Annotated in this window: 27 protein-coding genes; 20 read left to right on the top strand and 7 right to left on the bottom strand. The window is 62.7% G+C overall.

The window, feature by feature from the left end; all coding sequences use genetic code 11:
- Positions 1-18: 18 nt before the first annotated feature.
- Positions 19-411 carry a DoxX family protein gene (locus NLY44_RS12505; RefSeq protein WP_023735991.1) on the bottom strand — a complete coding sequence of 131 codons (393 nt, stop codon included), beginning with the start codon at positions 409-411 and terminating at the stop codon, positions 19-21.
- A 207-nt stretch (positions 412-618) separates the two neighbouring features.
- Between NLY44_RS12505 and NLY44_RS12500 the strand changes: the two genes are divergently transcribed.
- Positions 619-1,107: a hypothetical protein gene (locus tag NLY44_RS12500; RefSeq protein WP_023668197.1), complete on the top strand. Its 489-nt coding sequence runs from the start codon at positions 619-621 to the stop codon at positions 1,105-1,107.
- 76 nt (positions 1,108-1,183) lie between these two features.
- Here the strand turns inward: NLY44_RS12500 and NLY44_RS12495 are convergent, their stop codons facing one another.
- A complete protein-coding gene (locus tag NLY44_RS12495) occupies positions 1,184-1,960 on the bottom strand; it encodes a VOC family protein (protein WP_023668198.1) in 777 nt (258 codons plus the stop codon).
- A 192-nt stretch (positions 1,961-2,152) separates the two neighbouring features.
- On the opposite strand from NLY44_RS12495, the gene NLY44_RS12490 reads away from it, so the two are divergent.
- Positions 2,153-2,872, top strand: coding sequence for a gamma-glutamylcyclotransferase (locus NLY44_RS12490; RefSeq protein ID WP_023668199.1), 720 nt, complete (start codon positions 2,153-2,155; stop codon positions 2,870-2,872).
- Between the two features lie 68 nt (positions 2,873-2,940).
- Here NLY44_RS12490 and NLY44_RS12485 read toward each other — a convergent pair whose 3' ends face one another.
- Positions 2,941-3,384: a hypothetical protein gene (locus NLY44_RS12485; RefSeq protein ID WP_156940612.1), complete on the bottom strand. Its 444-nt coding sequence runs from the start codon at positions 3,382-3,384 to the stop codon at positions 2,941-2,943.
- Positions 3,385-3,596: 212 nt separating this feature from the next.
- On the opposite strand from NLY44_RS12485, the gene NLY44_RS12480 reads away from it, so the two are divergent.
- From NLY44_RS12480 to NLY44_RS12455, 7 genes are all read left to right on the top strand, one after another.
- On the top strand, positions 3,597-4,964 hold the full coding sequence (locus NLY44_RS12480; RefSeq protein ID WP_023804948.1) for an NAD(P)-dependent oxidoreductase: 1,368 nt from the start codon (positions 3,597-3,599) through the stop codon (positions 4,962-4,964).
- On the top strand, positions 4,957-5,280 hold the full coding sequence (locus NLY44_RS33200; RefSeq protein ID WP_023729384.1) for a hypothetical protein: 324 nt from the start codon (positions 4,957-4,959) through the stop codon (positions 5,278-5,280). Before NLY44_RS12480 ends, NLY44_RS33200 begins: the two co-directional genes overlap by 8 nt.
- 109 nt (positions 5,281-5,389) lie before the next feature.
- Positions 5,390-5,743: a hypothetical protein gene (locus NLY44_RS12475; protein ID WP_023668203.1), complete on the top strand. Its 354-nt coding sequence runs from the start codon at positions 5,390-5,392 to the stop codon at positions 5,741-5,743.
- Positions 5,744-5,802: 59 nt separating this feature from the next.
- Positions 5,803-7,116, top strand: coding sequence for an NAD-dependent dihydropyrimidine dehydrogenase subunit PreA (gene preA, locus NLY44_RS12470; protein ID WP_023729383.1), 1,314 nt, complete (start codon positions 5,803-5,805; stop codon positions 7,114-7,116).
- 109 nt (positions 7,117-7,225) lie between these two features.
- Positions 7,226-7,744 carry an RrF2 family transcriptional regulator gene (locus tag NLY44_RS12465; RefSeq protein ID WP_023668205.1) on the top strand — a complete coding sequence of 173 codons (519 nt, stop codon included), beginning with the start codon at positions 7,226-7,228 and terminating at the stop codon, positions 7,742-7,744.
- Between the two features lie 31 nt (positions 7,745-7,775).
- Positions 7,776-8,234 (top strand): carboxymuconolactone decarboxylase family protein, encoded by a 459-nt coding sequence (locus NLY44_RS12460; protein WP_023668206.1) that lies wholly within the window; start codon positions 7,776-7,778, stop codon positions 8,232-8,234.
- 78 nt (positions 8,235-8,312) lie between these two features.
- A complete protein-coding gene (locus tag NLY44_RS12455) occupies positions 8,313-8,690 on the top strand; it encodes a DoxX family protein (RefSeq protein ID WP_023804949.1) in 378 nt (125 codons plus the stop codon).
- A 2-nt stretch (positions 8,691-8,692) separates the two neighbouring features.
- Here the strand turns inward: NLY44_RS12455 and NLY44_RS12450 are convergent, their stop codons facing one another.
- The gene (locus NLY44_RS12450; RefSeq protein WP_023804950.1) at positions 8,693-9,415 is read right to left on the bottom strand and encodes an SDR family oxidoreductase; all 723 of its coding nucleotides are present in this window, start codon (positions 9,413-9,415) and stop codon (positions 8,693-8,695) included.
- Positions 9,412-10,251 carry an SDR family oxidoreductase gene (locus NLY44_RS12445; RefSeq protein ID WP_031201527.1) on the bottom strand — a complete coding sequence of 280 codons (840 nt, stop codon included), beginning with the start codon at positions 10,249-10,251 and terminating at the stop codon, positions 9,412-9,414. Before NLY44_RS12445 ends, NLY44_RS12450 begins: the two co-directional genes overlap by 4 nt.
- Positions 10,252-10,350: 99 nt before the next feature.
- On the opposite strand from NLY44_RS12445, the gene NLY44_RS12440 reads away from it, so the two are divergent.
- Positions 10,351-11,223, top strand: coding sequence for a helix-turn-helix transcriptional regulator (locus tag NLY44_RS12440; protein WP_023697054.1), 873 nt, complete (start codon positions 10,351-10,353; stop codon positions 11,221-11,223).
- 9 nt (positions 11,224-11,232) lie between these two features.
- Here NLY44_RS12440 and NLY44_RS12435 read toward each other — a convergent pair whose 3' ends face one another.
- On the bottom strand, positions 11,233-11,862 hold the full coding sequence (locus tag NLY44_RS12435; RefSeq protein WP_023687993.1) for a TetR family transcriptional regulator C-terminal domain-containing protein: 630 nt from the start codon (positions 11,860-11,862) through the stop codon (positions 11,233-11,235).
- Between the two features lie 255 nt (positions 11,863-12,117).
- On the opposite strand from NLY44_RS12435, the gene aptA reads away from it, so the two are divergent.
- The 5 genes from aptA to NLY44_RS12410 all read left to right on the top strand — a co-directional run bounded on the left by aptA (position 12,118) and on the right by NLY44_RS12410 (position 17,054).
- A complete protein-coding gene (gene aptA / locus NLY44_RS12430) occupies positions 12,118-13,446 on the top strand; it encodes an omega-aminotransferase AptA (RefSeq protein WP_023687994.1) in 1,329 nt (442 codons plus the stop codon).
- 69 nt (positions 13,447-13,515) lie between these two features.
- On the top strand, positions 13,516-14,766 hold the full coding sequence (locus tag NLY44_RS12425) for a Zn-dependent hydrolase (protein ID WP_023804952.1): 1,251 nt from the start codon (positions 13,516-13,518) through the stop codon (positions 14,764-14,766).
- Positions 14,767-14,828: 62 nt separating this feature from the next.
- The gene (hydA, locus tag NLY44_RS12420; RefSeq protein WP_023699634.1) at positions 14,829-16,280 is read left to right on the top strand and encodes a dihydropyrimidinase; all 1,452 of its coding nucleotides are present in this window, start codon (positions 14,829-14,831) and stop codon (positions 16,278-16,280) included.
- The gene (locus NLY44_RS12415) at positions 16,277-16,654 is read left to right on the top strand and encodes a hypothetical protein (protein ID WP_023668216.1); all 378 of its coding nucleotides are present in this window, start codon (positions 16,277-16,279) and stop codon (positions 16,652-16,654) included. The genes hydA and NLY44_RS12415 overlap by 4 nt, the downstream gene beginning before the upstream one ends.
- A 16-nt stretch (positions 16,655-16,670) precedes the next feature.
- Positions 16,671-17,054: a hypothetical protein gene (locus NLY44_RS12410; protein WP_023729378.1), complete on the top strand. Its 384-nt coding sequence runs from the start codon at positions 16,671-16,673 to the stop codon at positions 17,052-17,054.
- 17 nt (positions 17,055-17,071) lie between these two features.
- On the opposite strand, the gene NLY44_RS12405 is transcribed toward NLY44_RS12410, so the two are convergent.
- Positions 17,072-17,476 carry a cupin domain-containing protein gene (locus NLY44_RS12405; RefSeq protein WP_031193071.1) on the bottom strand — a complete coding sequence of 135 codons (405 nt, stop codon included), beginning with the start codon at positions 17,474-17,476 and terminating at the stop codon, positions 17,072-17,074.
- Between the two features lie 110 nt (positions 17,477-17,586).
- On the opposite strand from NLY44_RS12405, the gene NLY44_RS12400 reads away from it, so the two are divergent.
- From NLY44_RS12400 to NLY44_RS12380, 5 genes are read left to right on the top strand one after another with little or no spacing between them, the layout of a single operon-like run.
- A complete protein-coding gene (locus NLY44_RS12400) occupies positions 17,587-18,378 on the top strand; it encodes an ABC transporter ATP-binding protein (RefSeq protein ID WP_023804953.1) in 792 nt (263 codons plus the stop codon).
- Positions 18,368-18,904, top strand: coding sequence for an endonuclease domain-containing protein (locus tag NLY44_RS12395; protein WP_023705579.1), 537 nt, complete (start codon positions 18,368-18,370; stop codon positions 18,902-18,904). The genes NLY44_RS12400 and NLY44_RS12395 overlap by 11 nt, the downstream gene beginning before the upstream one ends.
- Positions 18,905-19,783 (top strand): ABC transporter permease, encoded by an 879-nt coding sequence (locus tag NLY44_RS12390; RefSeq protein ID WP_023804954.1) that lies wholly within the window; start codon positions 18,905-18,907, stop codon positions 19,781-19,783.
- Positions 19,780-20,934, top strand: a complete 1,155-nt coding sequence (locus NLY44_RS12385) for an ABC transporter permease (protein ID WP_023682179.1) — start codon at positions 19,780-19,782, stop codon at positions 20,932-20,934. The genes NLY44_RS12390 and NLY44_RS12385 overlap by 4 nt, the downstream gene beginning before the upstream one ends.
- Positions 20,935-20,972: 38 nt before the next feature.
- Positions 20,973-21,944 (top strand): ABC transporter substrate-binding protein, encoded by a 972-nt coding sequence (locus NLY44_RS12380; RefSeq protein ID WP_023682178.1) that lies wholly within the window; start codon positions 20,973-20,975, stop codon positions 21,942-21,944.
- The last annotated feature ends 10 nt before the right edge of the window (positions 21,945-21,954 follow it).

Below are 21,954 nucleotides of genomic sequence, written 5' to 3'. Positions count from 1 at the left end.
CGACATGCATTAGGCGCGTCAGGTGCTGCGGCGGTTGTCGAGCGCGAAAGCGCCGGCGCCGGCAAACACCAGATAGAGGAAGATGAAGCAGAAGGAGATCGCCGCATCGCCGCCGTTGTTGACCGGGAAGAAGTCGCGCGGATAGTGCGCCATGAAATAGGCGATGGCCATCTCGCCGGCCAGAAGGAACGCGACCGGGCGGGTGAACAGACCGAGCGCCAGCAGGATGCCACCGGCGAACTCCAGGATGCCTGCCGTCGCCGTCAGGCCGCTAAGAGCGTGAGGCTCGGCGCTGACCGGAAAATTGAACAGTTTCTGCGAGCCATGCTCGAGGAACTGCAGGGCCGTCATGATGCGCAGGACGCCGAGTGCCTGCGGCTGAAATCTGGCGAGACCGTCAAAAAGTTTCATCTAAACTCCATTTTTCCAACCATGTGGCCCGGCCATAAATCATCACCCGGCGCTGGACCATTCACTTCCCATGGCCTGTCATCAACAATCGGTGATTGCAATTATTTCCAGTCTGACTTCGAAATTTGCTCTCGTTATGGTTGCATAGATCTCGTTAAGGTTGTATATCTGCGAGTAGACACTCCAAACCAGACGGGTTCCTTCGCAATGAAAAAAGCCGCCATCAGCCTGTTCGCAATCCTCGCAAGCACCAGTTTCGCCATGGCCGCTGATGCTGGCTGCGATGCCTTCAAATGGCCGGTGACACGCGAGCAGGAACTGTTTCCGGCAGCGCCCGCCGCGCAGTCCGGTGCCTCTCTTGCTTTCGGCGAAGCCGCGGATATGGCGCTGGAGCCCGTCGATGCGGTCAGCTTCACGGTCTCACCGCAACGCGCGCCGGCAGCCGGCACGTTCGGCGCGACGGCAAACGTGGCCGTGCCAGCGGAAGGAGAGCTCCAGATCAGCCTGTCCGAGGAGGCCTGGGTCGACGTCATTCAGGATGGCCAAGCCGTGAAATCAGCGGGTTTCAGCGGCGTGAAGACCTGCCCCGGCATCCGCAAGAGCGTGCGCTTCAAGCTGACGCCTGGCGCAGCCACGATCCAGCTCAGCGGCGCCAGGAAAGAGAACCTCAAAGTCGCGGTGCTGGCGCCGGAGTGACCGCGCCCGGACGCGCCTCTCATCGCACCGGCAGTGCGATGAGAGCAGTTTCCGTGCAGGCGAGTACCGGAGGGGGTCAGCGGCCCGGCGCGATCAGCGCGAAATAGGCGCCTTGCGGATCGGTGAACTGGGCAATCCATTGGCCGGTCTGTACCGGCATCGGACCCATGACGATCTTGCCGCCATTGTCGGTGACGCGTTTGGCGGCTGCGTCGATGGCGCCGACATTGAAGTAGAACAGCCAGACCGGCACCGGCAGCGGTTGCGGCTTGTTCATGATGCCGCCGCCGGATTCAGGGCCGGCCGAGAAGGTCTGATAGATGCCCATCTCGCCGACGTCCATGCTACCGGCATCGGTCCAGCCGAACTGGCTTGAGTAGAAATCGAAGGCCTTCTGGCGGTCGGCCGCATAAAGCTCGTGCCAGCCGACATGGCCCGGCGTCGTTGCCGGAAGGACGGGCTGGTCGGGCCCACTGGGCTGCAGGAACATGAAGGCGGCGCCTTGCGGGTCGGCGACGACGGAGAAGCGGCCGACGCCGGGAATGTCGTCGGGTTCGCGGTGAACAGCCCCGCCGGCGGCTTTCAGTGCCTCGGTCGAGGCATCGGTATCGCTGGTGTGGATATAGCCGAACCAGGCCGGCTTCAGACCCGTCCTGGCTGCTTCCTCGGGCAGGGTCATCAGCCCGCCGACGCCACGCTCGGCGGAGTTCACCACGATATAGCGCGGCATGCCGGGCGCCTTGTCGAAGGGCTCGGCCCGCCAGCCGACCACGCTGGTGTAGAACGCTTGCGCCGCATCGAGGTCGCTGGTCATCAACTCGTACCAGAAGAAGGGCATTGGGGATCTCGGCATTCTCGGTCTCCTCACCTATGCATAGATCGTCGTCCGATCCATCAAAGGACGTTTTCAGCGACGCGAATCCGACAGCGAACCGGAGAAAATTCAACGGCTGCGTTGACACATCGTTCCGCACTTCGCCCCACCGACGCCTTGCACGTGCGGCGGTTTTCGACTTTCCTTGGGCAAACGAGGGGTAGTCGTTTCATGCGCCTTATGTCGCTCACGCCTGAGCTTGTGTCACTGTGTCATCGCGAAGAGGTCGATCCCGGACCCGACTGCAGTTGGACGCAGCTGAACGATGAGGATTTTCGCACGCTTGCCTTACGGCTCTCCGACGAAGCCGATGCGGGGCCGTTATGGGTGTTCGCCTATGGCTCGCTGATCTGGAAGCCGGCTTTCGAGCCCGTCGAACGCCAGCGCGCCACTGCGTTTGGCTGGCATCGCTCCTTCTGCCTCGACATGGTGCGCTGGCGCGGCAGCGTCGCGCAGCCGGGGCTGATGATGGCGCTCGAACGCGGCGGCCGATGCGACGGCGTCATCTACCGCCTGCCCGACGGCGACAAGCCGCAGCAGATCGAAAGATTGTTGCGGCGCGAGATCGACGACCATGAGAGTGTCAGCTCGGTCCGGTGGGTTCCCGTGCGCACGGAGCAGGGCCGGATACGGGCGCTCGGCTTCTGGGTCGGGGTGACGGGCAGGGGAACCTCGCTTGGGCAGCCGCTAGATCGGGTGGCGCGGGTGTTGGCGCGGGCCTGCGGCCATGTCGGCTCGGGTGCGGAATATCTCTACAACACCGTCAGCCACCTCGAGGAATTCGGCATCCGCGACCGCAATCTGTGGCGGCTGCAGCAACTGGTTGCCGACGAGATCAGGTCGATTCATGGCGGCCCCTCAGATGCCAGCCTACAGCTGGCACCTTCGTAGCGAACAGCCACCAATCTTGGCCTGTGCCGGAGCGTATGCGGTTTCAAGGCGTTTCGCTCCTCGGGTGATCAGATCCAAGAAGGAGTGGCTTCACGAGCAATGACCTCAACCGTGCATTCGAGACTGAGCAGCAGAAAATGCGTACAGTCTACTGTCGGGCCAAGTGTCGATCGCAACCAATGCGAGTTCTCCACTCGCAGGATCGGCCACCTGTAGGAGGCTTGCCTGCCAGATCCAATCAATGGGATCGAGGTGTCCGCACGGATTTTGGTCAGTCCCAGCATGTCATCATGGGCAGCCAGGGCTACTACCCCTTGAAAATCGATCTTGAGAGTTCGTTCCGATGTCCCGAAGTCGCCTTCGACGGTCAGCTCAAAGTTATTGTCGGATTTTAGACGCCACACCTGACAGGCAGCCAGAGGTAAATCTCCCACGGGCTCCCACCGGTGAGCCGTCTCCCTATCATCGGTCATCGTCTTCTCCGTTGAATGAAAGCCGCGCATCGTGCTCAAGCGCCCTATCATTTCGCGCTGGCCTGGAACAGCTTGCCGCGACTTGGAGCTTGTCGCGCTCCCCTCTTTGAGGACGCAACCGTCACTCATAACATGAGCAACTAAATCATATTATCAGCTAGTCTTTTCAGCGGCTTGGGTCGAAAATTGACCAATTGATAAAAAATAAAACGTGCTAGCCTTTCCCAAAACGAAAACATGGGGAACTGACGATGCCAGAAGGCCAGTTCAAGGACGGCATTGCCGGCGGCCGGCTTGCCGCCGACCAGTACGCCGAGAATTTTTCCGACCTGCATCCGCCGGTCGATCACCACGAGGCGCTGGTCGAATCAGACCGCTGCTATTTCTGTTACGATGCGCCGTGCATGAATGCGTGCCCGACCTCGATCGACATTCCCCTGTTCATCCGCCAGATATCGACCGGCAACCCGATCGGTTCGGCCAAGACGATTTTCGACCAGAACATATTGGGTGGCATGTGCGCCCGCGTCTGCCCGACCGAGACGCTGTGCGAAGAGGTCTGCGTGCGCGAGGTGGCGGAAGGCAAGCCGGTGCAGATCGGCCGCCTGCAGCGCTACGCCACCGATGTCGCCATGGCCGAGCACAAGCAGTTTTATTCGCGCGCTGAATCGACCGGCAAGTCGGTCGCCGTGGTCGGCGCCGGTCCGGCCGGCCTAGCCGCGGCGCACCGGCTCGCCCGCCATGGCCACGAGGTGACCATACTGGAAGCCCGCCCGAAGGCCGGCGGCCTCAACGAATACGGCATCGCCGCCTACAAGAGCATCGACAATTTCGCCCAGGCCGAGGTCGACTATGTCACGGGGATCGGCGGCATCGATATCCAGAACGGCAGGGCGCTCGGCCGCGACTACCAGCTGTCGGATCTGATCCGGAATTACGATGCGGTGTTTCTTGGCATGGGACTTGGCGGCGTCAACGCGCTGCGCGCAGATGGCGAGGAGGCCGATGGCGTCGTGAATGCGGTCGAGTTCATCGCCGAGCTACGCCAGGCCAGCGATCTCGCGAGCCTGCCGGTCGGCCGGCGCGTCGTCGTCATCGGCGGCGGCATGACGGCGATCGACGCCGCGGTGCAGTCGAAGCTGCTCGGCGCCGAGGAGGTGACGATCTGCTACCGGCGCGGCCAGGAACACATGAACGCTTCCGAGTTCGAGCAGGATCTGGCAGCCGCCAACGGCGTCACCATCCGCCACTGGCTGCAGCCGAAGCGGGTCATCGCCGAGGCTGGCAAAGTGTCGGGCATCGAGCTCGAATACACCGCCATGAACGGGGACAGGCTTGCCGGCACGGGCGAGACGCTGACGCTTACCGCCGACCAGGTGTTCAAGGCGATCGGCCAGAGCTTTGTGCCGGCGGCACTTAACGGCAGCGGTGCTGCGATCGAACTCGAAGCCGGCCGCATCAAGGTCGACGCGGAAGGCCGCACCTCGCTCGCCAATGTCTGGGCCGGCGGCGACTGCATTTTCGGCGGCGACGATTTGACGGTCTCGGCCGTCGCGCAAGGCCGCGACGCGGCGGAGAGCATCAACCGGGCACTGGCTGGAGGAAGCTGGAATGCCTAACGTCGTCAAGTTCGTTGGAGCTTTAAGCACGAGCCTGTTGCTGTTTTCTGCCAACGCCTCGGCGGCTCATCGTGTGACCAGATATTTTGATCAACCGGACGTTCGCGCAGGGGAGGCGTTCTCTCCTATGCTTGGGTGCGGGAACGAGGAGCTCATCTCTGGAGGTTACGCGCTTGATATCCCGCCGGCCAACCCTACTGCGTTGGTTGTATCGGCAAGTTATCCGTTTAGCGACCATGTGTGGCAGGTCGTCGTCCGAAACGTTTCGAGTGAGCCTGTAGCAGTTCAGATGACTCTTGTTGTGATCTGTAGCTAGCGGAGAGAGTTATGACCGACATCCGCAACAATTTCGTCGGCATCAAATCGCCCAATCCGTTCTGGTTGGCCTCGGTAAAGCCGACCCGCTTGATCAACCGGGCACTGCGATGATCGCGCCGATCCTCGCTGCCGTCATCGGCACCGCGGCAATGCCGGCGGCTTCACCGGACTATTGGCTCTATACGCAATGGTGTGACGCGAAGGGTGAAGAGCGGATGTCCGTCGAGGCATCCGGTGTCGGCTTCAGCGAGCACACGATCTGCCAATGGACATCCGGGCCGCCAAGCGGCGATCATGTTGAGACAAGGATTTCATGCGCCAGCGTCTATCTCAACGGGGACGAGACCGTGCGCATGGATGAAAAAATGGTCGGGCTGGAAGCGCGCAAGGGCGATCCGGACCAGATCACGGTAACGGTCGAAGGTGAACCGCCATCGGTTTTTCTTCGATGCGAGGAATGATCCGATAGGCAACGCTTTAAGGTGGCGGTAAGCCCGCCACGGCCAGAGGAGAAAGACCCATGGCAGACATTCGCAACAATTTCGTCGGCATCAAATCGCCCAATCCGTTCTGGCTGGCTTCGGCGCCGCCGACCGACAAGGCCTACAATGTCATCCGCGCCTTCAAGGCGGGCTGGGGCGGCGTCGTGTGGAAGACGCTGGGCGAAGAAGGTCCGCCGGTGGTCAACGTCAACGGCCCGCGTTATGGCGCGATTTGGGGGGCCGACCGGCGCCTGCTCGGCCTCAACAATATCGAGCTGATCACCGACCGCGATTTGCAGGTCAATCTGCGCGAGATCAAACAGGTCAAGAAGGACTGGCCCGACCGCGCCATCGTCGTCTCACTGATGGTGCCATGCGTCGAGGAAAGCTGGAAGGCGATCCTGCCGGTGGTCGAGGAGACCGAAGCCGACGGCATCGAGCTCAATTTCGGCTGCCCGCACGGCATGTCGGAACGCGGCATGGGCGCGGCTGTCGGCCAGGTGCCTGAATACATCGAAATGGTAGTGCGCTGGTGCAAGGCCAACACCCGCATGCCTGTCATCACCAAGCTGACGCCGAACATCACCGATGTGCGCAAGCCGGCGCGCGCCGCACTCTCCGGCGGAACCGACGCGGTGTCGCTGATCAACACCATCAACTCGATCACCGGCGTCGACCTCGACAGTTTCGCGCCGCAGCCGACCATCGACGGCAAGGGCTCGCATGGCGGCTATTGCGGCCCGGCGGTGAAGCCGATCGCCATGAACATGGTGGCCGAGATCGCCCGCGATCCGGAAACGCGCGGCCTGCCGATCTCCGGCATTGGCGGCATCACCACCTGGCGCGATGCGGCTGAATTCATGGCGCTCGGCGCCGGCAATGTGCAGGTGTGCACGGCGGCGATGACTTACGGCTTCAAGATCGTGCAGGAGATGATCGCCGGTCTCGAAAACTGGATGGACGAGAAAGGCCACGCCTCGCTCAACGACATTGTCGGCCGCGCCACGCCCAACGTCACCGACTGGCAGTATCTCAACCTCAATTACATCGCCAAGGCGCATATCGACCAGGACGCCTGCATCAAATGCGGCCGCTGCCACATCGCCTGCGAGGACACTTCGCACCAGGCAATCACCAACATGGTCGACGGCGTCAGGCATTTCGAGGTGATCGAGGCCGAATGCGTCGGCTGCAATCTGTGCGTCAATGTCTGCCCGGTCGAGAACTGCATCACCATGGAGCCGCTGGCCGCCGGCGTCATGGACCAGCGCACCGGCAAGCCGGTGTCGCCGATCTATGCCAACTGGACGACGCACCCGAACAACCCGATGGCCAAGGTGGCCGCAGAGTAAGGAACGGGTCGAAGAAAAAAGCGGCGCTTTCGAGCGCCGTTTTTCATTTTACTATTGCAGATAAAATCTATCTAGGATAAAAGATATCCATGAATAGGAGCGCAACATCGTGAAACTGGGCGAGGGTGTAGAAGCGGCCATCCATTGCGCGGCCACACTGGCCAGCGTGGAGGGCAACAGCACGATACCGGGTGCTGCTTTGGCAGAGTCCTTCGGCCTGTCGCCGAGCTATCTGCTGAAACATCTGAACCAGCTGACTGCTGCGCGCATCCTGGAATCGGTGCCGGGACCGGCGGGCGGCTACCGGCTGGCGCGTCCGGCCGAGCGCATCACGCTGCTCGATATCGTGCTTGCGGTCGAGGGTCGCGAGCCGGCCTTCCGCTGCGGCGAGATCCGCCAGCGCGGCCCGGTCAAGATCGATGCTTCGGCCTATGTGAAGCCGTGCGGCATCAATGCCGCGATGCTGAAAGCCGAGCGTGCCTATCGTGCCGCTCTCGCGGAAACCCGGTTGTCCGACATCGTGGCTGACTACAAGGCCGAAGGCGATCCGCGATCGTTTGCCGCCAGCTGTGCCTTTGTGGCGCGCCATCAGCGGCCGCAGAAACCCGCTTCGACCAAACAGATTTAATCCCCCGCAAACAGATGTGAAAGGAAAGACGATGAAACAGAGACTGCAATTCTTCGCCAAGGCGCCTGAGATCATGAAAGCCGTGTCGGCGCTCAACAAGGCGGTCGACGAATGCGGGCTTGAAGTGAGCCTGCTGCATTTGATCAAGCTCCGCGCCTCGCAGATCAATGGCTGCTCCTACTGCGTCGAGATGCATAGCCGCGAGGCGAGGCGCGATGGCGAAACCGAGACACGGCTCTATCTGGTTTCGGCCTGGAAGGAATCGCCGCTGTTTTCCGAGCGCGAACGCGCGGCGCTTGCTTGGACCGAGGCAACGACCCTGATCGCCAACAATGGCGTTTCGGACGAACTCTATGCCCGCACGCTAGAGCACTTCTCGGAAGAGGAACTGGTCAAGCTGTCGGTCGCGATCGGCATGATCAACACCTGGAACCGGCTCTGCATCCCGTTCCACGCCATTCACCCGATGCCGGCTGCCAAAGCAGCCTGACCGTCCGGTTTAGTCATGGAGCGCCGTCGGAGAGGGCGGCGCTCCACCTGTTTCATGCTTAAGTACGGGGAAGATTTCATGCCTGTCGATTTGCCTTCGACCTTTTTGTTTCTCGGCCGCCTGTTGCTCGGCGGCGCCTTCGTTTTCGCCGGCCTGCGCAATGTTCAGAACGAGGCGTTCCTGACCGGGCTGATGGCCGCGCGCGGCGTGCCGCAGGCGAGATTGGCGTTGTGGGCCGGCATCGTCCTGCAAACCGTTGCCGGGGCGCTGGTGATGGCCGGCCTGTGGACCGCGATCGCCAGTGCTGTGCTGGTGCTGTTTCTCATTGTCGCGACGCCGATGTTCCACAATTTCTGGGACCATCAGGGCCCGGACCGGGCCTCGCGCATCAACGGCTTCGTCGGCAACGTCGCCCTCGCCGGAGGCTTTCTCACGCTGATCGCACAGTCGCTGTAAGGTCACGCCGCGAAGCGCAAACCGCCATCGCAGGTCAGCACCTGGCCGGTCATGAAGCCGTTGGAGACGAGAAAGGCGATTGCGCCGGCGACGTCTTCGGCGCGGCCGATCCTGCCCACCGGGGTTTTGCCGGCATATTCGCTGAACACCGCCTGCCGCTGGTCTTCGGCCAGAAAATCCCACCATGGCGTGTCGATGACGCCGGGCGCCACGACGTTGACGCGCAGAGGCTTCAGTTCGACCGCCAGGATCGGCACCACCGTCAACAGCATGCCGTTGACGGCGGCGATGCCGGCCACGCCGGGCACCGACAATTGTGCCGACACCGCCGAGATGAAAGTGACCGATCCCGATCTGTTGAGCGTCGGCAAGGCTGCCTGCAAACAGGACAGCTGCGGCCGGACTTTCTCGTCGACGCCGCCGGCGATGTCTGAGAGGTCGAGGGTTTCGAACGGCCCAAGTCCCTTGCCGCCGCTGGCAGCCAGCACGAGGTGATCGAACGGTCCGAGTTCCCCAAAGAACTGGCGGACTTCGTCCGGCTTCGAAGCATCGAAGGCAGCTTTCTCGGCGGCGCCGCCGAGGCTCTTCCAAGCGCTGGTGAGCTTGTCCTGGTTTCGTCCGGTGATGGTCACCTTCATGCCCGGGCCAAGCAGTTTTCGCGCCGTCGCCAGGCCGATGCCGGATGAGCCGCCGATGACGACCGTGTGTTCGATCTTGCCGGTCATGAATGCTGTTCCTTCGATTTTGGGGAAGCCTGGCCGACGAAGTCGAGGCTCAGGGTTCGCAATTGCTGTCTGGCCTTGGCGTCATAGGCTTGTGCTTCGGCGCGGGATTCCTTTTGGCCATCGAAATAGAGGCCACTGCGGCCCTCCAGGGCGGGCCATGTCGCGAGGTTGAGAATGGCGTCGGCGCCGGTCTCGACCGAGCTCCATGGCGTCACGCCGGCTTGGCGGACCATGGTGGTGTTCATGTAGCTCGCTGGATGCAGAGCGTTGACGGTGACGCCGCTGCCTTTCAACTCTCGGGCCAGGTCGATGGTGAACAGGATCTGCGCCAGCTTGCTCTGGGAATAGGCGCGCACGCCGTCATAGGAACGTGTCAGCATGATATCGCCGAAATCGATCGCCTGCTGGCCGGCCGAAGCGACGTTGATGATGCGCGCCGGCGAACTCGCCTTGAGCAGCGGCAGCAGTTCCGAGGTCAGCAGGAAACCGGCGAGATAGTTGACCGCAAAGCGCAGTTCGAAGCCGTCGGCGCTGAGCTGTCGCTTGGCGCCGGCCGTGCCGATGCCGGCATTGTTGATGAGGATGTCGAGCCGGTCGGTTTTTGCGCGTACGGCCTCGGCAAGGCGGCGGACCTCGGCTAGCGAGGCGAGGTCGGCGGCGAGGAACTCGGCTTTGCCGCCGGCGGATTCGATTTCTGCGACGGTTGCCTTGCCGCGAGCCGCGTCACGGCCATGCACCAGCACGCGCGCGCCGCCGGCGCCTAGCCTTTGCGCGACGACACGGCCGACGCCGTCGGTCGAACCGGTGATGAGGATTGTCTTGTCTTTCAGATCCATATTCAGAGCCTCCATCTCTCTGGATGGAAGATGGGGCGCCTGACCCAGCCCAAACAGTTCAAACTTTATCCTGGTATCAATACTGCTATAATAGCTCTCATGGATGCCCCCACGCACTCCGCTGAAGACAGCCGCCGGCGCGAGCTTGGCGCCTTCCTGCGCTCGCGCCGCGAAAGATTGACGCCGTCCGCCACCGGCATCGCGACCGGCCTGCGGAGACGCACGCCAGGCTTGCGTCGCGAGGAAGTGGCGATGATCGCCGGCGTCGGCACCACCTGGTACACATGGCTAGAGCAGGGGCGCGAGGTCAGACCCTCGGTGGAGGTGCTAGCGGCGCTCAGCGAAGCGCTGCGCCTCGACGCCGTTGAAAGGCGGCATCTGTTCATCCTGGCAGGCCGCCAGCAACCGGAGAACCGCGTGGCTGCGCCGGAAAAGGTCGATGGCCCGCTAATGCATATGCTGGAGAGCCTGGTGCTGCAGCCGGCCTATGTCGTCGGGCGGCGCTGGGATGTGCTGGCCTGGAATCCGGCGGCGGTAGCGGTGTTCGGTGATTATGGCCTGCTAGAGGGCGACGCCCGCAACATCGTCCACATGGTGTTCACCAATCCGCATCACCGGCGCCTGCTGGTTGACTGGGAGCAATTGGCGCGCACCGTGCTGGCCTCGTTCCGGGCGGAAAGCGCCCGCTATGTGGGCGATGCGGATTTCGAGCGGCTGATCGTGCTTATGACGCGCTCAAGTCCGGAGTTTCGCGACTGGTGGCCGCAACGCGACGTGGCACGCCGATTGTCGGGGGTGAAACATGTCCGACATCCGAGCGCCGGCGCCATGACGTTCGAGCATATGAGCCTGTCGATCGACGACGGCTCGGACATGAAGCTGATCGTCTACACGCCGCTGGCCGAACAGAATTCGATCGAGAAGCTGCAGAATTTGCTTGAGGCGATGCCGGCGGAGCGCCGCAGCGCCTGACGCCCAAGGTCAGCCCTTCGGCTTCAGCCCATCAATGAACAACTGCTCCAGAAACCGCGCCGCATCCTCGAAGCGGCCGTCGCCGCCGCGATCGGGCCCAAGCACCGCGCGGACCTGGACATCGAAATCGGCATAGTGCTGCGTCGTCGCCCAGATCGAAAAGATCAGGTGCCAGGGATCGGTGCGGGCGATTTTTCCTGCGCGCATCCAGCCCTTGATGACGTTGGCCTTCTCGTCGACCAGCGTTTTCAGCTCACCCGCCAGCAGCGGCATGATGCGCGGCGCGCCTTGCAGGATCTCGTTGGCGAACAGCCGGCTCTCCCTGGGAAAATCACGCGCCATTTCGAGCTTGCGCCGGATGTAGCTCCTGAGCTCGGTCAGGGGGTCGCCGATGTCGTCGAGTTCACGTAGCGGCGCCAGCCAGGTCGCCAGCAGCCGCTCCATCAGCGTTTCGTGGATGTCTTCCTTGCGGCGGAAATAATAGAGCAGGTTCGGCTTCGACATCCCCGCGGCCTCGGCGATCTGGTCGATGGTCGAGCCGCGAAAGCCGTTGGTGGAGAAGACTTCGAGCGCTGCTTCCAGGATCAGTTCGCGCTTTTCCTGCTGGATGCGGGTGCGGCGAGGGGCTGAGCCTTCCATGGCGCCGCTCACCCCTGCAAGCCTTGGCCGAGCGGGTCATCTGGACCAATTCTCTGGACCAGTTTTTCTCTTACCCGTGGAGCGCACTTCGCAGGCCGCATTTCCGCTAGTAATCCCTTGACCGCCGACAGGGCGGTGCTAACGTTTGTCCAATCGGTCAAAAATTTGCGTAGCATGAAAACGCAGCAAAGACCAAGCTTTGGAAAGACCAAGCGTTAGCCGCACCGAAACAGGTTACAAGGGGAAGTCTTGGTCATGTCCAACCGGCTGAAAGTCACGCCGAACGATCTCAGCGCATTCTGGATGCCGTTCACGGCAAACCGGCAGTTCAAACAGGCGCCGCGCATGTTCGTGTCCGCCAAGGACATGCACTACACCACCAGCGACGGCCGCAAGGTGCTCGACGGCACCGCGGGCCTCTGGTGCGTCAATGCCGGCCATTGCCGTCCCAAGATCACCGAGGCGATCCAGCATCAGGCCGCCGAACTCGACTATGCGCCGGCCTTCCAGATGGGTCACCCGATCGTGTTCGAACTGGCCAACCGCCTGGTCGACCTCGCGCCCAAGGGCATGGACCATGTCTTCTTCACCAATTCCGGTTCGGAATCGGTGGAAACCGCGCTGAAGATGGCGATCGCCTATCACCGTGTGAAGGGCGAGGGCGCGCGCACCCGCCTGATCGGCCGCGAACGCGGCTATCACGGCGTCAATTTCGGCGGCATTTCGGTCGGCGGCATCGTCACCAACCGCAAGATGTTCGGCACGCTGCTCGGCGGCGTCGACCACATGCCGCACACGCATCTGCCGGAAAAGAACGCCTTCTCCAAGGGCGTGCCGGAATATGGCGCCGAACTCGCCAACGAGCTGGAGCGCATCGTTGCCCTGCATGACGCCTCGACCATCGCCGCCGTCATCGTCGAACCGGTCGCCGGCTCCACCGGCGTCATCCTGCCGCCGAAGGGCTATCTGCAGAAGCTGCGCGAGATCTGCACCAAGCACGGCATTTTGCTGATCTTCGACGAGGTCATCACCGGTTTCGGCCGTCTCGGCGCGCCGTTCGCAGCGGATTATTTCGGCGTCACGCCCGACATCATGACCACCGCCAAGGGCGTCTCCAACGGCGTCATCCCGATGGGCGCGGTGTTCGTGAAGAAGGAAATCCACGACGCCTTCATGACCGGCCCCGAGCACATGATCGAGTTCTTCCACGGCTACACCTATTCGGGCAATCCGATTGCGTGCGCCGCGGCACTCGGCACGCTCGACACCTACAAGGAAGAGGGCCTGCTCACCCGCGGCGAGGAACTGGCGCCGTACTGGGAAGATGCGCTGCATTCGCTGAAGGGCGAGCCGCATGTCATCGACATCAGGAACATCGGCCTGATCGGCGCGATCGAACTGGCGCCGATCGCAGGCAGCCCGACCAAGCGGGCCTTCTCGGCCTTCGTAAAGGCGTTCGAGCGCGGCGCGCTGATCCGCACCACCGGCGACATCATCGCGCTGTCGCCGCCACTGATCATCACCAAGGGCCAGATCAACGAATTGATCGACCATGTCAGAGAAGTGCTGAGGGCGATCGACTAATCTATCCAGCCAGTCGGGCGGCGGCGGGAACCGCCGCCCGGTTGGTTATATGAAATGAGAGGACTTTGAATGGCCGCCCCAGGCGAGAATCTGCGAATCAATTCAGACCGTTTGTGGGATTCCATCATGGAGATGGCGAAGATCGGCCCCGGTATTGCGGGCGGCAACAATCGCCAGACCGTGACCGACGAGGACGGCGAGGGACGGCATCTGTTCAAGCGCTGGTGCGAGGCGGCCGGGCTCGAAATGGGCCTGGACGAGATGGGCACCATGTTTGCCCGGCGGGAAGGTGCTGATCCCAGCCTGCCGCCGGTTTATGTCGGCAGCCATCTCGACACGCAGCCGACCGGCGGCAAGTATGACGGCGTGCTCGGCGTGCTCGGCGGGCTGGAGATCATCCGCTCACTTAACGATCTCGGCATCCAGACCAGGCATCCGATCGTCGTCACCAACTGGACCAATGAGGAAGGCTCGCGCTTTGCCCCGGCGATGATGGCGTCCGGCGTGTTCGCCGGTGTGCTCGAGCAGGCGGACGTGTATCAGCACACCGATAAACAGGGGAAAAAGTTCGGCGAGGAGCTGGAGCGCATTGGCTGGAAGGGAACCGAGAAGGTCGGCGACCGCAAGATCCACGCCTTCTTCGAACTGCATATCGAGCAGGGGCCGATCCTCGAGGACGAAGGCATCGACATTGGCGTCGTCACCCACGGCCAGGGCCTGAAATGGCTGCAGGTAACGCTGACCGGCAAGGAGGCGCATACCGGCTCGACGCCGATGCCCAAGCGCCGTAATGCCGGTCTAGGCATGGCGCGCGTGGTCGAGCTGGTGCATGAGATCGCCATGGACTACCAGCCCGACGCCGTCGGCGCGGTCGGCCACATGGAGGTGTTTCCGAACTCGCGCAACATCATTGCGGGACGCACCGTCTTCACCATCGACATCCGTTCGCCCGAGAAGGAAGTGCTGGACGCGATGGATGGGCGCATACGCGAAGGCATCGACACGATCTGTGAGGCGCTCGACATCCAGTACAAGGTCGAGCAGGTCGGCGCTTTCGATCCGGTCACCTTCGATGCCGGCTGCGTCAAGGCGATCCGCGACGCCGCCGAGCGGCTCGGCTATTCCCACCGCAACCTCGTATCCGGCGCCGGCCACGACGCCTGCTGGATCAACCGCGTCGCGCCGACCGCCATGGTGATGTGCCCCTGCGTTGACGGGTTGTCACACAACGAGGCCGAGGAAATCACCAAGGAATGGGCCGGCGCCGGCGCCGACGTGCTGTTCCATGCGGTGGTAGAGACAGCGGGGATCGTGGCGTGAACTAAGATCTGTATTCAAAACGACGCTCACAAGAAGCGCGAAGAGAACAAGGGAACACGACAATGACCAAAGTCATCCGAAACGGCACCATCGTCACCGCCGACCGCACCTGGAAGGCCGATGTGCTGATGCAGCACGGCAAGATCGTCGCCATTGGCTCGAACCTGCATGGCGACCATGAGTTCGACGCCAGCGGCTGTTACGTCATGCCGGGCGGCATCGATCCGCACACCCATCTCGAAATGCCGTTCATGGGCACCTATTCGGCCGACGATTTCGAGTCCGGGACGCGCGCGGCCCTTTCCGGTGGCACCACGATGGTGGTCGATTTCTGCCTGCCGGCGCCGCAGCAATCGCTGCTGGAAGCGTTGCAGATGTGGGACAACAAGACCTCGAAGGCTGCCTGCGACTATTCCTTCCACATGGCGATCACCTGGTGGGGCAAGCAGGTGTTCGACGAGATGGCCACCGTCGTCGACAGAGGCATTACCTCGTTCAAGCATTTCATGGCCTACAAGGGCGCGCTGATGGTGGACGACGACGAGATGTACGCGTCGTTCCAGCGCTGCGCCGATCTCGGCGCGCTGCCGCTCGTTCATGCCGAGAATGGCGACGTGGTTGCGGCGCTGTCGCAAAAGCTGCTCGCTGCCGGCAATAATGGTCCCGAGGGACACGCCTATTCGCGGCCGCCGGAAGTGGAAGGCGAGGCGACCAACCGCGCCATCATGATCGCCGACATGGCCGGCGTGCCGCTCTATGTCGTGCATGTGTCCTGCGAGCAGAGCCACGAAGCCATCCGCCGCGCCCGCCAGAAGGGCATTCGGGTTTTCGGCGAGCCGCTGATCCAGCATCTGACGCTGGATGAAAGCGAGTATTTCGACAAGGATTGGGACCATGCGGCGCGCCGCGTAATGAGTCCGCCCTTCCGCAACAAGCTGCACCAGGATTCGCTGTGGGCCGGCCTGCAGGCGGGATCGCTGCAGGTGGTGGCGACCGACCACTGCGCCTTCACCACCAAGCAGAAGCGCAACGGCGTCGGCGATTTCACCAAGATCCCGAACGGCACTGGCGGGCTTGAAGACCGCTTGCCCGTGCTGTGGACGACGGGCGTCAACACCGGGCGGCTGACGATGAACGAGTTCGTCGCGGTGACTTCGACCAACATCGCCAAGATCCTCAACATGTATCCTAGGAAGGGCGCCATCGTCGAAGGCGCGGACGCCGACATCGTGGTGTGGGACCCCAGCGCCAAGAAGACCATCACCTCGAAGAAGCAGCAATCGGTGATCGACTACAACGTCTTCGAAGGTTTTGAGGTGACCGGCCTGCCGCGCTTCGTCTTTTCGCGCGGCGAATTGTCGGTCGAGGAAGCGGAGGTCAAGGCCAAGCCCGGCCATGGCGAATTCGTCGCCCGCGAGCCGAACGCGGCGGTCAACCGGGCTCTGTCGACCTGGAAGGACATTACCGCGCCGCGCAAGGTGGAACGCACCGGCATTCCGGCGACAGGCGTTTGACGTTGCGGAGCCCGGGGGCGCTCATTTCACTGGTCGTGGCGATGGTGGTCGCTGGTCCGGCAACAGGGGCCGAGAGGCTGGCCGGCTCCTGGGGCAACGATGCCGGCTGTGTCTTTGCAAAGGCCGGTTTTCAGGGCCGGGACGATTATATCGTGCTGACCGCCGAAGGCATCGAGACCTATGGCAGCGGCTGCCGGTTCGCGCAGCAATTGACGTGGGCGCCGGGCACGCAATCGCTTGATGCGACCTGTTCCGCCGAAGGCGAGGCGGGGACGACGGCTGAAACCGTTGTGGTCACCAACAAGGGCGAGGGTGGGTTCTTCGTGACCATTCCCGGTCTTGAAGAAATGGGGCCGTTGCAACCGTGTTCGTGACGTTGGAGCTGGGGGAATGAGCGCGCGCGGTTTGGGGCCGTCTGTTGCGATGATAGTCGTTCTGGCTGCGGGTCAGGCCCTTGCGGCAGGCATCGACCTGACGAAACCCTATGGGGACAAATATGGCTGCATCAACCGCAACGGCCAGGAAGTCGCCGCCGATCGGATGCTGCTTTTGACCGACGAGGCATTGGTCACCGCCGCCAGCGCCTGCACCTTCACGGACAAGCAGGCGCAGGCTGATGGGTCGCTGGTGGTGACGGCAACATGCGAGGCGGAAGGCGAAGAAGGACAGGAGCCGACCAAATTCACCATCAAGCGCAGCGCCAAGAACGCCAAGAAGCTGACGGTCGCCGACGACGACGGCAATGTCATGGGCGAAGTGGCGCGGTGCAAATGACGGCAGTCCCGTCAGCGTCAGGCCACCAGCGCATCCAGTTCCGGCAACAGGACGACGCTTTCCTGTTCATTGGGATCGGTGCGGGCGATGACGGCCGAGGACGGGGCGTTGCTCAGATTGGCCGGCAGATGCGGTACGCCGGCCGGGATGTAGAAGAGGTCGCCGGCCTTGACGACGATGTGGTTCTCGAGCCTGTCGCCATACCATGTGTGGACCTCGCCCGAGAGCACATAGATCGCCGTCTCATGGCTTTCATGCAGATGCGCCTTGGCGCGGGCGCCAGGCGGCAGGGTGAGCAGATGCATGCAGATGCCGGACGAGCCGACCGTCTCGGCTGCAATGCCGGCAAAATAGGTCAATCCCTGCTTGCCTTCATAAGTGCTTTCAGGACGGATAAGGTGACAAGTGGGTTTGGGCGACATCGGCAAGGCTCCGGGCGTCGATTGGGTGGGATTGGACGAGTGGAAAGCAACATCAACGCGAATGCAACGGCATTTCATCCTGGGCGGCTGCGAGAGGCAGGCAGCAAGCGATGACGGGACAATCGCCAGCCGTCGTCTCGGCAAGCAGACTTGGCCTTACCTTTCAGACCAATGACGGTCCGGTAGAGGCGCTCTCCAATGTCGACCTGACCATCGGCAAGGGCGAGTTCGTCTCCTTCATCGGCCCATCGGGCTGCGGCAAGACCACCTTGCTGCGCGTCATCGCCGATCTGGAAAAACCGACGTCGGGCACGATCTCGGTCAACGGCATGACGCCGGAACAGGCGCGCGAGAAACGCGCTTATGGCTACGTCTTCCAGGCGGCAGCCCTTTTCCCGTGGCGCACGATCGAGCGTAACGTGGCGCTGCCGCTGGAGATCATCGGCCTTTCGAGAGCGGAGCAGGCCGAGCGCATCAAGCGAACGATGGAGCTCGTCAACCTCTCCGGCTTCGAGAACAAATACCCCTGGCAGCTTTCCGGCGGCATGCAGCAGCGCGCTTCGATCGCCCGCGCGCTCGCCTTCGACGCCGACCTGTTGCTGATGGACGAGCCCTTCGGCGCGCTGGACGAGATCGTGCGCGACCATCTCAATGAACAGCTTCTGGAATTGTGGGCGCGCACCAACAAGACGATCTGCTTCGTCACCCATTCCATCCCCGAGGCGGTGTATCTGTCGACGCGCATCGTCGTCATGTCGCCGCGCCCAGGTCGGGTTACCGACATCATCGACTCGACGCTGCCAAAGGAGCGGCCACTGGATATCCGCGAGACGCCGGAATTTTTGGCGATCGCGGCCAGGGTACGCGATGGCTTGAGGGCAGGGCACAGCTATGATGATTGAGGGGGCGAACGACCGGCTGGCTCCTCTCCCCAACGGGGAGAGGGTGGCCGGAGCGAAGCGGAGGTCGGGTGAGGGGGCGGCGCCGACGGATCCGACCAAGAGAAATGTCGGGGCAACCGCTCGCGCCCGAAAGCTGCGGTTTGACGAGACCGAAGCTGAATACCGGCTTTGGGGGGAATTGAGAGGACGTCATCTCAACGGCTACAAATTTGTGCGGCAAGTGCCGCTCGGACCTTTCATCGCGGACTTCGTCTGCCGCGAGCAGGGGCTGATTGTCGAGCTTGATGGCAGCCAACACGCGGATTCACTGACCGATCCCGCCAGGACAGCCTGGCTGAACGGACAAGGTTATTCGGTTCTGCGCTTCTGGAATCACGAAGTTTTGGCTGAGCGCCGAGCGGTCCTGGATACGATCTTGGCTTGTCTCGACGGAAAGATTTCTACCCCCTCACCCGACCTCCGCTTCGCTCCGGCCACCCTCTCCCCGTTGGGGAGAGGAGGGCGCCCCGCTGGCGAGGCGCGCTAGATGGACACCTTCCGCGAAAAACTCATCCCCGTGACCTCCATCCTCCTGGGCGTGGTGGTGCTCTGGTATGTCTTCGCCGTCGTCCTCAACGCGCCGTTCCAGCGCGACCTCGACCGGCGCGCCGGGGAAACCCACGGCACCGTCGAATTCATCGGCAAGACGCTGTCGCAGCCCAAGCCGACGCTGCCGGCGCCGCATCAGGTGGCGGTGAACTTCTTCGAGAACACCTTCCTGCGGCCCATCACATCGAGCCGAAGCCTCGTCTACAATGCCTGGGTGACCCTGTCGTCGACGTTGCTCGGCTTTGCCTTCGGCACGGCGCTCGGCATCGTCATCGCGGTCGGCATCGTGCATGTGGCGACGCTCGACCGCAGCCTGATGCCGTGGATCATCGCCTCCCAGACGATTCCCATTCTGGCGGTGGCGCCGATGATCATCGTCGTGCTGGGGGCGATCGGCATCAGCGGTCTGATCCCAAAGGCGATGATCTCGACCTACCTGTCGTTCTTCCCGGTGACGGTGGGCATGGTGAAGGGCCTGCGCTCGCCCGAACTCATGCATCTCGACCTGATGCACACCTACAATGCCAGTGTCTCGCAGACCTTCTGGAAGCTGCGGGTGCCGGCCTCGGTGCCATTCCTGTTCACCTCGATGAAGGTGGCGGTGGCGGCGAGCCTGGTCGGCGCCATTGTCGGCGAACTGCCGACCGGTGCTGTCGCCGGCATCGGCGCCAAGCTTTTGGCAGGCGCCTATTACAGCCAGTCCATCGACATCTGGTCCGCCCTTGTGGCGGGCTCGGTGGTGGCGGCCCTTCTGGTCATGGTGGTCGGCATAGCCGGGCGCCTCGTTGACCGCGCGATGGGCGGGAGGCCGGCATGAACTGGCTGAAGCCCTCCTGGCAAGCCGTGCTGGCCATTGCGCTGTGCCTCGTCGCCGTCGCGCTCGGTGCGATGTCGAAGCCGGAAGCGGCCGCCCTTGCAGACCCGACGGCAAGCTTCGACTACCCCTATTTCGGGATAAAGACCCCGATGATCGGCCTGGCCGTGCTGGCAGGGCTGATCTCGATGATCAGAATTTCGCCGCTGGCCGAGGCTGCGGTGCTGTTCATCGGCGCTCATCTCGTCGCCTGGATGCTGATCTCGGGCATTACAGGTTTCGAAGGCACGGCATTGGCGCCGTATTTCCTGCTGCTCGCCGCTGCCTGGCTGCTGGCCTGGCGCTGTGTGGCGGTGCTGTCGGGGCTTCGCCCGATGGCAAAAGGGGCGCGGATGGCGCTGCGCCTCATCATCCCGGCGATCTTCGGCGCCTGGATCCTGATCATATGGGAAGCGGTGACGCGTGGCGCCGGCATTCCCTTCATCCTTTTGCCGCCGCCGAGCGCCATCGGTGTGCGCATCGCCAGTTCCCTGCCGGTGCTCGGCGCCGATATCAGGCAGACCATCTTCAAGGCGGTGATCTTCGGTTATGTCATCGGCAGCGGCGCCGGCTTCCTGGTGGCGATTGCGGCCGACCGCGTGCCGTTCCTGCGCCGCGGTCTGCTGCCGATCGGCAATATGGTCTCGGCGCTGCCGATCATCGGTGTGGCGCCGATCATGGTGATGTGGTTCGGCTTCGACTGGCCGTCCAAGGCCGCGGTCGTCATCATCATGACCTTCTTCCCAATGCTGGTGAACACGGTTGCCGGTCTTGCCGCCTCCGGCCATATGGAGCGCGATTTGATGCGCACCTATGCGTCGGGCTACTGGCCAACACTCTTGAAGCTCCGGCTGCCGGCGGCAGCGCCCTTCATCTTCAACGCGCTGAAGATCAACTCGACGCTGGCGCTGATCGGCGCCATCGTCGCCGAGTTCTTCGGCACGCCGGTCGTCGGCATGGGCTTTCGCATCTCGACCGAGGTCGGGCGGATGAACATCGACATGGTCTGGGCCGAAATCGCAGTTGCAGCACTGGCGGGTTCGGTCTTTTATGGCGTGGTCGCTCTCGTCGAGAGAGCCGTCACGTTTTGGCATCCCTCTGTCCGTGGTGGATAGGGCGGTGGGTTCGGGTGTTAACTTCAGAGGGTAAAAACATGAAAAGACTGATCATACCGATGCTGGCCGGCGCGATGTCGCTGGCCGCGTTCCAGGCAATGGCCGCCGACAAGGTGACGTTGCAGCTGAAATGGGTCACGCAGGCGCAGTTTGCCGGCTACTATGTCGCCAAGGCCAAGGGTTTTTATGAAGCCGAAGGCCTCGACGTCGACATCAAGCCGGGCGGTCCCGATATCGCACCCGAGCAGGTGATCGCCGGCGGTGGCGCCGACGTCATCGTCGACTGGATGGGCGGGGCACTCGCCGCGCGCGAAAAGGGCGTGCCGCTGGTCAACATCGCCCAGCCGTTCAAGAAGGCCGGCATGGAGCTGGTCTGTCCGAAGGACGGCCCGATCAAGACCGAAGCCGATTTCAAGGGTCACACGCTCGGCGTCTGGTTCTTCGGCAACGAATATCCATTCTACGCCTGGATGAACAAGCTCGGCCTGAAGACCGAAGGCGGCCCGGACGGCGTCACGGTTCTGAAGCAGAGCTTCGACGTGCAGCCGTTGATCCAGAAGCAGGCGGATTGCATTTCGGTCATGACCTACAACGAGTACTGGCAGCTGATCGATGCCGGCTACAAGCCGGACCAGCTGACCGTGTTCAACTACTCGGCGATGGGCAACGACCTGCTGGAGGACGGGCTCTACGCCTCGGAAGACAAGCTCAAGGATCCGGCTTTCGAAGACAAGATGGTGCGTTTCGTGCGCGCCTCGATGAAGGGCTGGAAATATGCCATCGACAACAATGACGAGGCCGCGGGCATTGTCATGGACGGCGGTGGCCAGGACGAAAACCACCAGAAGCGGATGATGAGCGAAGTCGCCAAGCTGATCGACAATGCCGACGGCAAGCTCGACCCGGCGACCTACGAGCGCACCGCCAAGGCGCTGCTCGACCAGAAGATCATCACCAAGGCGCCGACCGGCGCCTACACCACGGCCATCACCGACAAGGCGATCAAATAAGCCTGGCCAG

Source organism: Mesorhizobium sp. C089B, from assembly GCF_030323125.1.
GTDB lineage: Bacteria > Pseudomonadota > Alphaproteobacteria > Rhizobiales > Rhizobiaceae > Mesorhizobium.
Note: the sequence above shows the minus strand (reverse complement) of the source record. Positions and strands in the feature narration are given on the sequence as shown.

Excerpts from the sequence above, each read along its gene's own strand:
- NLY44_RS12475 (WP_023668203.1), top strand. The coding sequence starts at position 5,390 with ATGATCGCGCCGATCCTCGCTGCCGTCATCGGCACCGCGGCAATGCCG.
- NLY44_RS12380 (WP_023682178.1), top strand. The coding sequence starts at position 20,973 with ATGAAAAGACTGATCATACCGATGCTGGCCGGCGCGATGTCGCTGGCC.
- NLY44_RS12435 (WP_023687993.1), bottom strand. The coding sequence starts at position 11,862 with ATGGAAGGCTCAGCCCCTCGCCGCACCCGCATCCAGCAGGAAAAGCGC.
- NLY44_RS12445 (WP_031201527.1), bottom strand. The coding sequence starts at position 10,251 with ATGGATCTGAAAGACAAGACAATCCTCATCACCGGTTCGACCGACGGC.
- NLY44_RS12490 (WP_023668199.1), top strand. The coding sequence starts at position 2,153 with ATGCGCCTTATGTCGCTCACGCCTGAGCTTGTGTCACTGTGTCATCGC.
- NLY44_RS12450 (WP_023804950.1), bottom strand. The coding sequence starts at position 9,415 with ATGACCGGCAAGATCGAACACACGGTCGTCATCGGCGGCTCATCCGGC.
- NLY44_RS12390 (WP_023804954.1), top strand. The coding sequence starts at position 18,905 with ATGGACACCTTCCGCGAAAAACTCATCCCCGTGACCTCCATCCTCCTG.
- NLY44_RS12395 (WP_023705579.1), top strand. The coding sequence starts at position 18,368 with ATGATGATTGAGGGGGCGAACGACCGGCTGGCTCCTCTCCCCAACGGG.
- NLY44_RS12405 (WP_031193071.1), bottom strand. The coding sequence starts at position 17,476 with ATGTCGCCCAAACCCACTTGTCACCTTATCCGTCCTGAAAGCACTTAT.
- NLY44_RS12480 (WP_023804948.1), top strand. The coding sequence starts at position 3,597 with ATGCCAGAAGGCCAGTTCAAGGACGGCATTGCCGGCGGCCGGCTTGCC.
- aptA (WP_023687994.1), top strand. The coding sequence starts at position 12,118 with ATGTCCAACCGGCTGAAAGTCACGCCGAACGATCTCAGCGCATTCTGG.
- NLY44_RS12385 (WP_023682179.1), top strand. The coding sequence starts at position 19,780 with ATGAACTGGCTGAAGCCCTCCTGGCAAGCCGTGCTGGCCATTGCGCTG.
- hydA (WP_023699634.1), top strand. The coding sequence starts at position 14,829 with ATGACCAAAGTCATCCGAAACGGCACCATCGTCACCGCCGACCGCACC.
- NLY44_RS12440 (WP_023697054.1), top strand. The coding sequence starts at position 10,351 with ATGGATGCCCCCACGCACTCCGCTGAAGACAGCCGCCGGCGCGAGCTT.
- NLY44_RS12455 (WP_023804949.1), top strand. The coding sequence starts at position 8,313 with ATGCCTGTCGATTTGCCTTCGACCTTTTTGTTTCTCGGCCGCCTGTTG.
- NLY44_RS12500 (WP_023668197.1), top strand. The coding sequence starts at position 619 with ATGAAAAAAGCCGCCATCAGCCTGTTCGCAATCCTCGCAAGCACCAGT.
- NLY44_RS33200 (WP_023729384.1), top strand. The coding sequence starts at position 4,957 with ATGCCTAACGTCGTCAAGTTCGTTGGAGCTTTAAGCACGAGCCTGTTG.
- NLY44_RS12425 (WP_023804952.1), top strand. The coding sequence starts at position 13,516 with ATGGCCGCCCCAGGCGAGAATCTGCGAATCAATTCAGACCGTTTGTGG.
- NLY44_RS12460 (WP_023668206.1), top strand. The coding sequence starts at position 7,776 with ATGAAACAGAGACTGCAATTCTTCGCCAAGGCGCCTGAGATCATGAAA.
- NLY44_RS12505 (WP_023735991.1), bottom strand. The coding sequence starts at position 411 with ATGAAACTTTTTGACGGTCTCGCCAGATTTCAGCCGCAGGCACTCGGC.
- NLY44_RS12410 (WP_023729378.1), top strand. The coding sequence starts at position 16,671 with ATGAGCGCGCGCGGTTTGGGGCCGTCTGTTGCGATGATAGTCGTTCTG.
- preA (WP_023729383.1), top strand. The coding sequence starts at position 5,803 with ATGGCAGACATTCGCAACAATTTCGTCGGCATCAAATCGCCCAATCCG.
- NLY44_RS12495 (WP_023668198.1), bottom strand. The coding sequence starts at position 1,960 with ATGCCGAGATCCCCAATGCCCTTCTTCTGGTACGAGTTGATGACCAGC.
- NLY44_RS12400 (WP_023804953.1), top strand. The coding sequence starts at position 17,587 with ATGACGGGACAATCGCCAGCCGTCGTCTCGGCAAGCAGACTTGGCCTT.